14 protein-coding genes are annotated in these 13,981 nt (G+C 62.4%); 7 read left to right on the plus strand and 7 right to left on the minus strand.

What is annotated here, in order from left to right:
• Positions 1–271 precede the first annotated feature (271 nt).
• A complete protein-coding gene (gene cckA / locus AC2444_RS11015; protein ID WP_012757662.1) occupies positions 272–2,875 on the minus strand; it encodes a cell cycle histidine kinase CckA in 2,604 nt (867 codons plus the stop codon).
• A gap of 299 nt (positions 2,876–3,174) precedes the next feature.
• Between cckA and AC2444_RS11020 the strand changes: the two genes are divergently transcribed.
• Together AC2444_RS11020 and AC2444_RS11025 are read left to right on the plus strand one after the other, a co-directional pair.
• Positions 3,175–4,236 (plus strand): flagellar biosynthetic protein FliO, encoded by a 1,062-nt coding sequence (locus tag AC2444_RS11020; protein ID WP_128440216.1) that lies wholly within the window; start codon positions 3,175–3,177, stop codon positions 4,234–4,236.
• Between the two features lie 399 nt (positions 4,237–4,635).
• Positions 4,636–5,271 carry a DUF1062 domain-containing protein gene (locus AC2444_RS11025; RefSeq protein ID WP_012757664.1) on the plus strand — a complete coding sequence of 212 codons (636 nt, stop codon included), beginning with the start codon at positions 4,636–4,638 and terminating at the stop codon, positions 5,269–5,271.
• Positions 5,272–5,410: 139 nt separating this feature from the next.
• Here AC2444_RS11025 and dksA read toward each other — a convergent pair whose 3' ends face one another.
• Positions 5,411–5,830 carry an RNA polymerase-binding protein DksA gene (dksA, locus tag AC2444_RS11030; protein WP_003559816.1) on the minus strand — a complete coding sequence of 140 codons (420 nt, stop codon included), beginning with the start codon at positions 5,828–5,830 and terminating at the stop codon, positions 5,411–5,413.
• A 276-nt stretch (positions 5,831–6,106) separates the two neighbouring features.
• On the opposite strand from dksA, the gene AC2444_RS11035 reads away from it, so the two are divergent.
• From AC2444_RS11035 to AC2444_RS11050, 4 genes are all read left to right on the plus strand, one after another.
• A complete protein-coding gene (locus AC2444_RS11035; protein WP_012757665.1) occupies positions 6,107–6,601 on the plus strand; it encodes a SixA phosphatase family protein in 495 nt (164 codons plus the stop codon).
• A gap of 75 nt (positions 6,602–6,676) precedes the next feature.
• A complete protein-coding gene (locus AC2444_RS11040) occupies positions 6,677–8,152 on the plus strand; it encodes a YcjX family GTP-binding protein (protein ID WP_012757666.1) in 1,476 nt (491 codons plus the stop codon).
• Positions 8,149–9,228, plus strand: a complete 1,080-nt coding sequence (locus AC2444_RS11045) for a YcjF family protein (RefSeq protein ID WP_017994228.1) — start codon at positions 8,149–8,151, stop codon at positions 9,226–9,228. Before AC2444_RS11040 ends, AC2444_RS11045 begins: the two co-directional genes overlap by 4 nt.
• Positions 9,229–9,438: 210 nt before the next feature.
• A complete protein-coding gene (locus AC2444_RS11050; protein WP_003540146.1) occupies positions 9,439–9,990 on the plus strand; it encodes a hypothetical protein in 552 nt (183 codons plus the stop codon).
• 68 nt (positions 9,991–10,058) lie between these two features.
• Here the strand turns inward: AC2444_RS11050 and folK are convergent, their stop codons facing one another.
• Genes folK through folP form a run of 3 tightly spaced genes read right to left on the minus strand, consistent with a single transcriptional unit; the run spans position 10,059 to position 11,801 of the window.
• Positions 10,059–10,577, minus strand: a complete 519-nt coding sequence (gene folK / locus AC2444_RS11055) for a 2-amino-4-hydroxy-6-hydroxymethyldihydropteridine diphosphokinase (RefSeq protein ID WP_171815717.1) — start codon at positions 10,575–10,577, stop codon at positions 10,059–10,061.
• Entirely contained in the window at positions 10,570–10,935 is a 366-nt protein-coding gene (folB, locus tag AC2444_RS11060; protein WP_003540148.1) for a dihydroneopterin aldolase, read from the minus strand. Before folB ends, folK begins: the two co-directional genes overlap by 8 nt.
• A complete protein-coding gene (gene folP, locus AC2444_RS11065; protein ID WP_012757669.1) occupies positions 10,932–11,801 on the minus strand; it encodes a dihydropteroate synthase in 870 nt (289 codons plus the stop codon). Before folP ends, folB begins: the two co-directional genes overlap by 4 nt.
• Positions 11,802–11,902: 101 nt before the next feature.
• Here folP and AC2444_RS11070 point away from each other — a divergent pair, with 101 nt between their 5' ends.
• Positions 11,903–12,529 carry a DUF922 domain-containing Zn-dependent protease gene (locus AC2444_RS11070; RefSeq protein ID WP_012757670.1) on the plus strand — a complete coding sequence of 209 codons (627 nt, stop codon included), beginning with the start codon at positions 11,903–11,905 and terminating at the stop codon, positions 12,527–12,529.
• 318 nt (positions 12,530–12,847) lie between these two features.
• Here AC2444_RS11070 and AC2444_RS11075 read toward each other — a convergent pair whose 3' ends face one another.
• Together AC2444_RS11075 and AC2444_RS11080 are read right to left on the minus strand one after the other, a co-directional pair.
• Complete coding sequence (locus AC2444_RS11075) at positions 12,848–13,168, minus strand: 2Fe-2S iron-sulfur cluster-binding protein (RefSeq protein ID WP_003540151.1); 321 nt, start codon at positions 13,166–13,168, stop codon at positions 12,848–12,850.
• A gap of 259 nt (positions 13,169–13,427) precedes the next feature.
• The gene (locus AC2444_RS11080; protein ID WP_012757671.1) at positions 13,428–13,811 is read right to left on the minus strand and encodes an Hpt domain-containing protein; all 384 of its coding nucleotides are present in this window, start codon (positions 13,809–13,811) and stop codon (positions 13,428–13,430) included.
• Between the last annotated feature and the right edge of the window lie 170 nt (positions 13,812–13,981).

Here is a 13,981-nt window from a genome sequence, read left to right on the forward strand (position 1 = left end):
CCCTCCCGGCTGCTAGAGAACTGTCACCTATGTAAACGGTCCGTTCTGTTACCTATCTATCCGGGTCGGACACCTGCCGGGCATCTCCCCCACAGATGGGGAGATGACAAGCGGCGAGACCTTCGCATCACATCAACGTTTCGCCGAGCTGCAATGGATACTTGGCTAGGGAAGCCGGTGCGCCCAGCCGATCTCCCCACCCGTGGGGGAGATGCCCGGCAGGGCAGAAGGGGCTTGCACGGCACAGCTTCCCCGACAACCATCCCTTCCCTCACCCGTCCAGCGTCTCCTTGACGACGACAGCAAGCTGTTTCAGCGAAAACGGCTTCGGCAGGAAGCCAAATTTCGCTTCCGGCGGCAGGTTGCGGGCAAAGGCATCTTCGGCATAACCCGAGACGAATATGAACTTCATGTCGGGATAGGTCTTGCGCAGCTCGCGCAGCAGCGTCGGGCCGTCCATTTCGGGCATGACGACGTCGGAGACGACGATGTCGACCTTGCCGTCGAGTTCTTCCAAGATAGCCAGCGCCTCGACGCCCGAGCCCGCCTCGTGGACGGTGTAGCCGCGCGTTTCCAGCATGCGCTTGCCGCCGCGGCGCACCGCCTCCTCGTCTTCGACGAGAAGGATGACGGCCGATCCCGTCAGGTCCTCGGGCTGCTGCGGCGATACCGGCAGCGGCACCACTTCGGCTCCGGCGATGGCGCCGTCGATCGAACCCGCTTCGGCCGCAACCGCCGGCTCCGGGATGTGGCGCGGCAGGAAGACGCGGAAGGTCGTGCCCTTGCCGACTTCGGATTCCGGCTGGATGTAGCCGCCCGACTGTTTGACGATGCCATAGACCATGGCGAGGCCAAGACCGGTGCCCTTGCCGACATCCTTGGTGGTGAAGAACGGCTCGAAGATCTTGTCCATGATTTCAGGTGCGATGCCTGTGCCGTTATCCGCAACCTCGACCAGCACCATGTCCTCGGCCGGCATGTAGGAGTAATTGAAGGCCGAGACCTCGGCAGCGGTCAGGTTTCGGGTGCGCAATGTCAGCGTGCCACCCTCTGGCATCGCGTCGCGCGCATTGACGCAGAGATTGATCAGCACCTGCTCGAACTGCGAAAGGTCTGTTTTGACAGGCCAGAGGTCGCGGCCATATTGCACGTCGAGCTTGACATTGGTGCCTGATAGCAGCCGATCGACCAGCATACGCAGGTCGCCGACGACATCGGTGAGGTTCAGCACCGAGGGCCGCATCGTCTGCTTGCGTGAGAAGGCGAGCAGCTGGCGCACCAGCACTGCGGCGCGGTTGGCGTTGCGCTTGATCTCTATCAGATCGGCGAAGCTGGCATCGGCCGGCCGCGCCTGCAGCAGCAGATGGTCGGAGGAAAGCAGGATAGCCGTCAGCACGTTGTTGAAATCATGCGCGATGCCACCGGCGAGCGTTCCGACCGCATTCATCTTCTGCGTCTGCGCCATCTGCGCTTCCAGCGCCTTCTGCTCGGTCACCTCGACGGCATAGACGATCGCCGCTTCCTCGGGCGCCTCGTCGCTCTGGTCGATGACGGCATTGACATAGAAGCGGAAATAGCGCGCCTCGTCGGTCGGTGTGCGGGTGTCGAGCGGCGCGATGTCGCCCTGCCGATCCTTGGCCGCCGCCAGCGCCGCGGCCAGCTGTGGCCGGTCGCTTTCCTGCACGATGGTTTCAAGATGCGGCGCCTTTTCGAGATCGTCGCGAGAGACGACGCCGGAGAACATCTTCAGGAACGGCGCATTGGTTCGCAAGATGCGCCCGTTGCCGTCGACCGAGGCGATCGCCATCGGCGTATTGTTGAAGAAGCGGGTGAAGCGCATGGCGGCGGCCGAAGCGGACTGGCCGCCGGCATCGCCCTTTTCACGCGCCAGCACGATCGTCCGGCTTTCGCCGGGTGCGCCGTCGCGCATCGAGGTGACGCTGTGGACGATCTGTACCGGCAGGCTCTGGCCGTTGCTCTTGCGCAGGTCGAGATCGAGCGTCACGGTCTTCTTCAGGCCCGGTTCGGCCTGCACCGACTGGATCAGCGCCAGTCCCTCGCCCGCCACGACGTCGCCGATCGTCATCGAGCCCGGCACGAACTTGGTGAGGTCGAGGCCCAGCCATTCGGCAAGCGTCGCATTCAGGTAGAAGATCTCGCCCTTCCTGCCGGCGGAAAAGAAGCCGGCCGGCGCGTGGTCGAGATAATCGATCGCGTTCTGCAATTCCTTGAAGAAGCGCTCCTGGTCGTCGCGCTCCGTGGTGATGTCGGTGATCTGCCAGATCTGCAGCGGCTGGCCGCCGTTTTCCTCCGGCTGCAGCAGCCGCGCCTTCAGCCGGTACCAATGCGCGCCGGAGCTGTTGCTGCCAGGCCCGACGGCGCGCAGCAGGCGAAATTCCTCCCGGCCTTCCTTGCCCTCGCGCAGGCCGTTGACCAGCCGGTAGAGCGCCTCGTTGGATTCGCGGTGGCGCGACAGCAGCGTTTCCAGCGTCTGCACCTCGGTCGCCTTGCGCGCGCCGGTCAGCGCGCCATAGGCGGCATTGGCATAGATGATCCGGCCTTTTTCGTCGGTGATCAGCGTACCGTCGGGATGGCTGTTGAGGAAGGCGCGCGCCAGGCTGTCGGACTGGCGCTGCGGCATCACCTCGATGAAGCCGATGACCGAGGACACCAGGAAGAAGATGCCGACCATGGCGAGCACGCCGAGGCCGCCAAGCACGACCTCGTTGTCGAGCGATTTTTTGAAGAAGACGAAGGCGCCGGCAGCCGCAATCAGCACGAGCGCCAGCAGAAGAATGCGCAAGACCGTGCCAGAACGCCCCCCACGATCCACAAGCGGTGCGTTATAGTCGTCGGCCTGACGCGGTTTCGTCATATATTCCTCACATAAACCCTACCGCTTCGTAGCACGAACACGAAGCAGGAATCAGGCACTCTTTCCTTCTTAGCAATTTGCCGCGTCGGCAAAAACACCGCTGGCCGGCAAGACTGCTTGAATTCACAGGCAACAGCGCCATCTGCCCCAGAAACCCAAAGCTGCCGCCTGTGTGTGAGGTCGCCGAGTGCCTGGCAGCGGAACACGAAATCGCGTTCTCCCGTGACTGGACAGTATCGGCGGCCCTTGCCTAAGGAACGGAAAAGTCGTCAATATGTGCCGAATGCGAAATGGAGTGAGTGACTATGTTGGATGATGTTGTCGGAGCTTATGGCAGCCGTTTCCTGCTTGCCGCCGGTGGCGTCGGTCTGGCGCTTCTCCTGCTCATCATCGTGCTCTGGGTGATCCGCAGCCGGGCGCCCTCGCCCTTCGTGCGCGGCGGCCGCAACCGGCAGCCCCGGCTGCAGGTGCTGGATGCCGCAGCCGTCGATGCCCGTCGCCGGCTGGTGCTGGTGCGCCGCGACGACGTCGAACACCTGATCATGATCGGCGGCCCGAGCGATATCGTCATCGAAAGCCGTATCCTGCCCGCAGCGGCCGAACAGCCGGAAAGCGTCAGCGGCACGCAGCAGCCCGCCGAGCAGCGTCCGATATCGGTCGCGCGGCCGGAAACACCGCCGGTCTCTCCACCACGCCCGCCGGTCGCAGCCCGTGTCGAGCCGGCCGCCGAGCCCACTTTCTCTGCGCCGGTTTCGCCAGAGCCGCGCCCGCGCCCAGAACCACCGGCCCAACCGCCGTCTCAGCCTGCCGTGGCACCGCCGGTGGTCACGAGCCCTCTTCCGGCAGAGCCCGTGACAGCTCCGCTGTCGGCCGAACGCGACAATCCTCTGCGCGCCGTCCCGCCCCAGCCGCGCCCGCAGGAGCGTCCCGCCGCTCCCCCAGCCGCGCAGCCCGCACCGTTTCACGATGCCTCAAGTGCCGCCGAGATCCTCGATGCCGCCCGCCAGCGCGTGCTGCCGCAGCAGCGCATCGAACCCGAGGTCTCCGCCCCGCCTGTCCGGGACATGCCGGCGGCCGCGCGCGCCGCACCAGGTAGCGCCGAAGACGAGGCGGCTGCGCAGTCGGCAGCGGCGATCCGTCATGATTTCCAGCGGGTGCTGGAAGAGGAAATGTCGAACAATCTGACGGCCGAACGCATCGTGCCGGCGCCGGCAAACCAGGCGCCTCGCCAAGCGGTGTCGCAGCCGGCCAACCTGCCACGCCGTGATCCCGAGCTTGCCCCGATCACCGGCGCCGATACCGAGCTGCAGAAGGAAGTCGCCCGCATCTTCGGCGAAATGAGTGTCAATCGCGACAAGTGATGTCGGATTGCTAGAGCGCCCCTCCTTCATCACTAAGTTGCATAAAAGCCGCATTGCCCTGGCTTTCAGCACCCCGAACGGGCTTGGGGGCTCCCTTTCATGCCGATCATTTGTTATCCCTAGGGTTGAAGAGCGTCGGCGCATTCGAGGTTGCACTTTGCCTAAGTAAATACCGGTCTCACTCCAGTTTCACCCGTACTGCCGCAGAGCGATACGCTGGCGGCATGCGAACATGTTCATCGGGTGGTGGCGAGAGACCGGTTTGGCATTGTTACAATGTGCCATGTGCAGCTCCGCTGTCTCAGCTCTTCAGCCGCCCACAACATCGCCACACCGCGCCCGCAAGGGGTTTTCTCATGCACCATCTTGGTGGACTTCCGAACGGAAGACCAAGACGGTATGTGCAATACGCTTCGGGTCCGATGGACCATTATTCCCAAGACAGCTCCCCAGCCTTGGATTGCATGCGGCGGATGCGGAGGCCTGAGAGCCTTCCAATCCAGCGGCAAGATCCGGCTCAACGCCAACGGTCGCAAGCTCGACGCTTGGCTTATCTACAAATGCCTGACCTGCGAAAGGACATGGAACCGGCCAATCATCGAGCGCCGCAATGTTCGCGACATCGATCCTGCCGTCCTTGACGCGTTACAATCCAACGATCCCGACTGGATCCGGGCAGAAACCTTCAACCTCGAGGCTCTCCGGCACAAGTCGCAGCGTGTGGACGAGTTTGCTGAATTTGAAATCGCAAAGGAGATTCACCAGAAAACTGCAGATTGGACGAGATTGGCAATCGAACTGATGGTCCCGTTTCCAACCAGCACACGGCTTGACCGTCTGCTGGCCTCCGAGTTGAAAGTTTCGCGCTCGCGGCTGCAGGCTCTTCATAATCAAGGCATGGTTCTGACAAATCCTCACCCAGCAGACGTGATGCGGCGGCGAATCAAGAATGGCACCCTTATCGTGATCGACCTCGCCATGCAGGCCGATCGAGAGCAATCGTGGAAACCTCTGGCATCAGGAGATCCGCTGTAATCGCGGAAATCCGCGGCCACAACGGCTCGATCCTGGGCCTTTGTGGCTTGTTATCCAACACACCGGGATAAGGATAAACGAAAAAGCGCCACGATCAGATCGCGGCGCCTATTCTGCTTTCATGCCCGCATGAAAACTCTCATTCGTCGCGATAGACCTTTTCGCGGCGTTCGTGACGCTCCTGCGCCTCGATCGACAGTGTCGCGATCGGGCGGGCATCGAGACGCTTGAGGCCGATCGGTTCGCCGGTTTCCTCGCAATAGCCGTAGGTGCCGTCGTCGATGCGCTGCATTGCCGCGTCGATCTTCGAAATCAGCTTTCTCTGCCGATCACGGGCGCGAAGTTCGATCGCCCGATCTGTTTCCGACGACGCCCGGTCGGCGAGGTCGGGATGGTTTGCGCTTTCCTCGGCCAGATGGTCGAGTGTCTCACGCGCTTCTCTAAGGATATCATTTCTCCATGCAACCAGCTTGGCCCTGAAATAGGCGCGCTGGTTTACGTTCATGAACTCTTCCTCTTCCGAGGGAACGTAATTGCTAAGATCGATCTTCTCACTCAACGCGATTCTCCTGAAGAACATCTCATCTGGCCGGGTGTATATCCCAAGCGCTAGTCGCGATTCAAGCCAAATACGACAGGTAAACAGATTTTTAAATCTGTTACAATTTTCGGCTAACGATCTATTTTGTCATGGTTATTCCGGCCGCCGTTTTTTGCTTCGCCTTCAAAACGCCGTGTTGTCAGCCAGGTTTTAGGGAGTTGCGGCCTGACTGGCGATTGACGGCGGCCAATTACAACCGCTACTGAAAAGACCCGCCCGATCCTGGATTTGCCCATGACCGTACCCGTGCCTCCGCCCAACCGCATCTATCTCCTGCGTCATGCCGAGGCCGGCTGGGCCGAATCCGGACAGCGCGATTTCGACCGGCCGCTCAATGAAAAGGGCTTCGGCGATGCTGAGATCATCGCCGATAAGGCCGCCGACAAAGGCTACCGTCCCGATCTTCTGATCAGTTCGACGGCGCTGCGCTGCCGCGATACCGCCGATGCGGTCTACCGGGCGATAGGCCTCACGCTTGAGGTTCGTTATGTCGACGCGCTCTACAACGCCACGGTCGACACCTATCTCGAGATCATCGATGCGCAGGACGAATCTGCCGTTATGCTGGTCGGCCACAATCCGACCATGGAGCAGACGCTGGAGGCGCTGATCGGCCATGAGGCGATGGCAAGCGCCCTTCCCGGCGGCTTCCCGACGGCAGGCCTTGCCGTTGTCGATTACGACGCTTCGGGCGCCGTCTGGCGCCTTATCGATTTCGTGGTCGTCTGAAGACTTTCGCGCCGCTTCTTTTGCAGGCGGGGCGCCCTCCCTATATTGCGGGCAGTCACCAACCGGAATTGCGCCTTGCCGCCACGCCTGACATCTTTTGCCGATGACGCCCGCATCGCCTTCGACAATCTCGCCGATCGGGCGAGCGGGATCGTCAATCCGACCGTGCGGCTCGGCGTTACCGGCCTCTCCCGCTCCGGCAAGACGGTCTTCATCTCCTCGCTGGTCCACAATCTCCTACATGGCGGCCGACTGCCGCTGTTCGAGCCGGTCCAATCCGGCCGCGTCTCGGCGGTGCGGCTGGAACCACAACCGGACGATGCCGTGCCGCGCTTCCAGTACGAGGACCATATCCGCGCACTGGTGAAGGACCGTATCTGGCCGGATTCGACCCGCGCCATATCAGAATTGCGCATCACGCTGGATTATCAGAGCGCCAGCGGCTGGAACCGGTTGTTTTCGCCCGGCCGCTTGTCGATCGATATCGTCGATTATCCCGGCGAATGGCTGCTCGACCTGCCGCTGCTCGGCAAGGATTATCGCACGTTCAGCGAGGAAACGTTGGCACTTGCCGAAACGGGCGTCCGCTCCGAACTGTCGCGCCCATGGCTGGCGCTGACGCGCGCCACTGACATCCATGCCGGCGCCGACGAGATGATCGCCCGCGACCTCGCCACCGCTTTTGCCGATTATCTCAAAGCCTGCAAGGCCGACGAACGCTCGCTTTCCACCCTGCCGCCTGGCCGCCTGCTCCTGCCCGGCGATCTCGACGGGTCGCCGGCGTTGACCTTTGCGCCGCTGGCTCTGCCGCCGGACGGGCGTCCCGGCCGCGGCTCGCTCTGGACGATGATGGAGCGGCGCTACGAGGCTTACAAATCGGTCGTCGTCAAACCTTTCTTCCGTGAGCATTTCGCCCGGCTTGATCGCCAGATTGTCCTCGTCGATGCGCTGCAGGCGATGAACCGCGGCCCCGAAGCAGTGCAGGATCTGGAACGCGCGTTGACCGATGTGCTCGCCTGTTTCCGCCCCGGCACCAATTCGCTGCTCTCCTCCCTGCTCGGGCGCCGCATCGACCGCGTGCTGGTCGCCGCCACCAAAGCCGATCATCTCCATCATGAAAGCCACGACCGGCTCGATGCGCTGACCCGCCGCCTGGTGGATCGCGCCATCGACCGCATCGGCATGGCTGGCGCCGGCATCGACGTCATGGCACTTGCTTCCGTGCGCGCCACCCGCGAGGCGACCGTCAAACGTGACGGCCATGAACTTCCGGTCATCGTCGGCACGCCGATAGAGGGCGAAACCATCGCCGGCGAACGCTTCGACGGCCAGAGAAAGACCGCGATCTTCCCCGGTGACCTGCCGGAGGATCCGGAAAGCCTGTTCGACCGCATCGCCTCGGGCGAGACCGGCCTGCAGCTGCCCGATGTTAACGTCGTCAGGTTCCGCCCGCCGCATCTCGAAGAAACCGGCGGCGGCATCAAGCTGTCGGTGCCGCATATCCGCCTCGACCGCGCCATGCAGTTCCTGTTCGGAGACCGTCTCGCATGAGCAAGCCCCCGTCCGATCCGCCGCGCCGCGCACCCGCCGCCTTCATCTATGAGGACGAAGCCACCGAGCGGCGTGACAACGGCCGGCAAGGAGGTGAGCGGCGCAAGCCGGAAAGCTTCTCCGAGAATGTCGTCGTGACGCCGGATGAGGACGATCCCTTCCTCAATCCCGACAAGGATCTGAGCGCGGTCCCCGTTGCAGCGCCGCGCAAGCGGCGGACCTCCTTCGGCAAGATCGCCGCCGGCGCCTTCGGCATCCTGCTGTCGCTCGCCATCGGCCTCTGGACCGATAGCCTGATCCGCGATCTCTTCACCCGCGCCGACTGGTTAGGCTATGCGGCCCTTGCCGTGCTCGCGGTAGGCATCCTCGCCGTGCTGGCCCTCGTCATCCGCGAAACATCAGGCATGATGCGCCTTGCCGCCGTCCAGACGATCAAGGCCGAGGCAGACGCGGCGATGCTCGAAACCCGACCAGTGAAGGCGCGTGCCGTCGTCGCACGCCTTACCACGCTCCTTTCCGCCAATCCTGAGACATCGAAGGGCCGCGCGACGCTGAAGGCGACCGAAGGCGAGGTCATAGATCCCCCGCATCTGATTGCGCTTGCCGAACGCGAACTGCTCGCTCCGCTCGACCGCAAGGCCCGCGCCCTGATCGTCAACGCCTCGAAGCGCGTCTCGATCGTCACCGCCGTCAGCCCGCGCGCCGTGGTCGACCTGCTCTACGTGCTCTACGAGGCCGTGCGCCTCATCCGTGCCATGGCCGAGCTTTACGGCGGCCGGCCCGGCACGCTCGGCATGTTCCGTCTGTTGCGTGACGTGTTGGCGCATCTGGCCGTCACGGGCTCGATCGCCGTTGGCGACAGCCTCGTCCAGCAGGTGCTCGGCCACGGGCTGGCCTCGAAGCTCTCGGCACGACTGGGCGAAGGCGTCATCAACGGCCTGATGACCGCCCGCATTGGAATCGCGGCGATGGATCTCTGCCGCCCGCTCGCCTTCCGCGCCCTGAAGCGGCCGGGAATCGGTGATTTCATCGGCGATCTCACCCCATCCATGTCGCCGCGCGGCAACAATCCTTGAACGAAGCAGCGATTCCGCAGTTTTCGCTTGCCGTAGCGTAATGCCGGAGAAATTTCAGCAGATTCAAGGCTCTAGTGACGGGATTTTAAAACCATCACCGCGCGAAAACCCTGTACTACCTTGCATTTCGGCACAATCGAAAGGAAGGATTAACCATTCTTCGGCAAAACTTGCAGCCAGTTCGTGAGTGGTGTTTGCCAAGGAAAATCCATGTATTCGCGCAAGTTTCTCATCGTATGCGGCCTGGCCGCCGCGGCATTGTCTCCCGTCGCAGATGTCGCACCGGCAGCCACCGCTGCAACCCGTGACAAGGCCTTCTTCGATTCCGTCGCCGGCTCCTGGAAGGGGCCTGGTGAAATCGTCGCCGGCAAGTACAAGGGCACGAAATTCACCTGCAACCTGATCGGTGAGCCCACCGGCGACAGCAGCGCCGGCATCAAGCTCGACGGCACCTGCCGCGTCGGCGTCTTCAAGCAGCCGATGACCGCCGTCATCTCTCAGTCGGGCTCGAGCTACAAGGGCAAATTCCTCGACGGCGCCGCCGGCAAGGGCCTTGACGTCGTCTCCGGCGCCGTCAGCGAGGATACCGTCGTCGTCGGCATCAACCGCGCCAAGCTGAATGGTGCGATGATTGCCCGCGTGCGCGATGACAAGACGATGAACGTCACCGTTTCGGTCAAGGTCGAAAGCCAGATGATCCCGGTGATCGGCCTGACGCTGACCCGCCAGGTCGACGAGATGGCCGTGGGTTCCATCCAGTAGACAAATCGCACAGCGGATTTTCCTGAAGCGGCGGGGTTCCCGCCGTTTTCCGTTTCAGTTTCCCTGCTTCAGGCGCTCAGCCACCAGTCGCGACTATCGTCGGCAATCTCGATGCCGGCCACCTCGGCATCCGACAGCCAGTCACTCACCGCCCTGCCCCTGACCAGGAGACCCGGCGCGATGTCGGCAAGCGGCATCAGCACGAAACCGCGATCGGTCATGCGCGGATGCGGCAGTTCCAGCCGCGGCGCGTCCTGGATCACGTCGCCATAGGTCAGCACGTCGATATCGAGCGTGCGCGGACCCCAGCGCTCGATGCGCTCGCGTTTCATCTCGCGTTCGATCGACAGGCAGACATCGAGCAAAGCCTCCGGCTTCAGCCTGGTCTCGACGGCAGCGCAGGCATTGAAGAAGAACGATTGGTCGGTCTTGCCCCAGGGCGGCGTGCGATAGAGCCGCGAGACCGCCGTAACCCGGCAGTCGTCCCGTCCGTTGAGCCTCTGCAGTGCCGCGGCCATCGCCTTCACAGGGTCGCCGATATTGCCGCCGAGACCGAGTGTGGCGGATTGCAATGCGGCCTCAGGCAAAGTGCTCAACGCTCACCTGCACGAAATCGAGCACGCCGGGCACCGGCGCGTTCGGCTTGCGCACCGTGATCTTCGCCCGCCGGATCTGCGGGAATGTCTCGCAGAGCCCCTTGGCGATATCGAGCGCCAGGGACTCGATCAGGTAGCGCCGCTTGCCGGTGACGATCTGCTCGATCACCGTAAAGGCGATGCCGTAATTGACGGTATCGTTGATCGAATCGCTTTCCAGCGCCTCGCCGGCGACAACATCGAGCTCGGCATCGACGAAGAAACGCTGGCCGAGGAATTCCTCCTCGTCATGCACGCCGTGGCGCGCGAAGAAGGCGCAGTTCTGCAGCGTGATCGTGTAGGTGGTCATGTCGGCCGCTTCCTCTCGAATTCCTGGCGCGCATTAAGCATAGCATCGGCGATATCGAGCGCATCCCTGTTGATTGCGACATTGTGCACGCGGAAAACCGCAGCCCCTTGAAGTCTGAGCAGCGCGCTGGTCGCAGCCGTCGCTGCATCCCGCCCCTGCGCCTCACGCCCCGTCACCGTGCCGAGGAAGCGCTTGCGCGACGTGCCGGCGAGCAGCGGCAGGCCGAAACGGGAAAGTTCGGAAAACCGCGCCATCAGCTCCAGGTTCTCCTCCGCCGTCTCCTTGGCGAAGCCGAAGCCCGGATCGAGCACGATGCGGTCGCGGTTGACGCCTGATGCAGCGGCGATCGCAAGCGACCGTTCGAGGAAATGCACCTGATCGGCAATCACATCGACGAGTTTTACCCTGTCGCGGCCGGTATGCATGATGCAGAGCCCGGCTCCGGTCACCGCAGCAATATCGGCGATATCGGCCTCCCTTTGCAGCCCGAAGACGTCGTTGACGATATGGGCGCCGGCACTGATTGCAAGCCGCGCCGTCTCGGCGCGATAGGTGTCGATCGAGATTAGCGCCTGGGTGCGCCCGCGCAGCGCCTCGATGACGGGCAGCACGCGCGCCTGCTCCTCGGAAGGGCTGACGGTTGCAGCGTTCGGCCGGGTCGATTCGCCGCCGATATCGACAATCCCGGCACCCTCGCTTACCGCCCGCAACGCCTGTTCGACCGCCGCATCGACGGTTTCAAAGCGTCCGCCGTCGGAGAAGGAGTCCGGCGTCACGTTGATGATCGCCATGATCACCGAACGACGCCCGAGTTCGATCTCCCGGCCATGGCCGACACGCCATATGATGCCTTCGAGCCCTGTCACCAGACTTATCCCATTGATGACGAAAAAAGCGCCATCTGATATTGCGCTTGGGGTGGCTATGCCCCAAGCTCCTGTCGATTTCAACACGGGTTGCGTTCAGAATGCCGCTTGCAGTGCGTTATATGGTCGTTCCTATCGCCTTTTCCATTGCTCTTTCCCTTTGCAGCCCGTCGGCAGCCGAAGTGATCGCATCGAAAAGCTATTCCTATTTCGACATTCGCGGCAAAAGCGCGGATGAGCTCGACCGCGAACTCAGCCGGCGCGGCCCGACGGCGAGCGGTTCCTCGGCACGCCACCCCGGCGCTACGAAGATCCGCTTCGGCGGCGAGGCAACCTATATTCAGAATAACGGGCGCTGCCGCGTCGGTAACGTCAAGGTCACGGTCCACACCCAGATCATCCTGCCGCGCTGGAGCAGTCGCAAGGGCGCCAGCAAGGAGCTGTCGATGATCTGGGACGCGCTGTCGAGCGATATCAAGCGCCACGAGGAGCGCCATGCCGAGATCGCCCGCGACCAGGCCCGCGCCATGGAGCGCGCCATCCGGGCGCTGCCGCAGCAGCGCAGCTGCGAAGCCATGCAGGAACTCGTCTCCGGCGAATCAGCTCGCGGTATAGAGGAGCACGACCAGCAGCAGGCGCGATTCGACCGGGTCGAGGCGGTCAATTTCCAGAAGCGGATGCTGAGGTTGCTGAACAATCGAATCAACGGTCGAGCCGGCGCAAAATAAGGCTTTTTCAGTCTGGTTGCGAGCGGAAACCCTTAGCTGAATAACGAAACTTGTGCGAAACTTGCACCCTCCCCAGCGATTCACTGGTCATTTTTCATCCTGGCAGACTCAACCGGAACGCGTTAATATGAACACATTCGAAAGTTCAGGTACGGCATCTGCACTTTCATCGCTGGGTTCTCCTGGCGCGTTCCGAAGCCGCGGATGTTCCTCCCTCATCCGTAGGTAATGCGCCCGCCTCGCCTCGCTCGCTCTAGCGCGCGAGGCGTCTTTTTTTTGGTATCGAATTTTTCGACGACGTTTGAAGCGCAGCGCGCTTCAGGCCTGGCGTTCCGGCACGTGCACCACGAGCCCGTCATAGACAGCCTTCATCCGGATCTGACAGGACAGCCGCGAGGTCGGGCGCACATCGAAGGCGAAGTCGAGCATGTCCTCTTCCATCGCTTCCGGCTGGCCGACCTTCTCCGTCCACTCCTCGTCGACATAGACATGACAGGTCGCGCAGGCGCAGGCGCCGCCGCATTCGGCCTCGATGCCGGGCACCGAATTGCGCACGGCATTCTCCATCACGGTGGAGCCTTGGTCGACGTCGAGGTCGAAGCGCGTGCCGTCGAAGGCGACGATGGTAAGTTTTGGCATCAGGACTATTTCCGGTCTTCAGTGGGTGGGCGGATTTTCTTCCGACAATTCGACGCATCAGTCAACATTGGGAAATCCGCGACAGCCTCGCAGATCGGCCCTTCGCCCGCCGTCTTCAAAGCGTCATAAAGAACGTCGCAAAAAGACCCGCGGTTCCGCAATGGAACAACGGGCCTCGTTCGAACGGTATCTTATGCACGTCGCCCAAAAGTGCGCAGCGGTTTTGGCACAACAACATGCGTCAGATAAAAACTTGGAGTCAGCCGCGGCAGAGCTTCAGAATGAAATTCTCGGCGTCGATGACGGCGGCACCGAGCGCTGCCGTCGCGCCGGCATCGCCGCCGTTTTCCTCGACGGCTTCCGCCGTCTGCGACACGCGGAACGCGCCGACCGAGCTTGCCGCGCCCTTCAGCCGATGCGCGGCTGCGCCGATACGGATGGTTTCGCCGCTGGCAATATCCTGCAGGCATGCGCGAGCCTGGCGCGCAAACATCTGAAGGACTTCGAGTTCCAGTGTCTTGTCGCCCATCGTCTGCTTTGCGAGATGGACCAGATCGATCGGCCGGACCTTCGAGGGACACGGTCCCTTTGCATTATCAGGCGCCTCGAATACGATGTTCAATCCTGCCATCTGGGCTGCCATTGCCAATTCTCCCGTCTCTGTCGTCCGCAGTTGCAACAGTTCTGCGACAGGAGGGTGGCCATCACGTTAAATTCCGGCACAGTCAGGGCGGAAATCTCGCCATATGGTTAACATCCGTTAAATATCCCTAAACTATTGGCTTTTGAGCCGCGCCTGGGATTCAAAGGTGT

The organism is Rhizobium sp. WSM1328 (assembly GCF_057653715.1).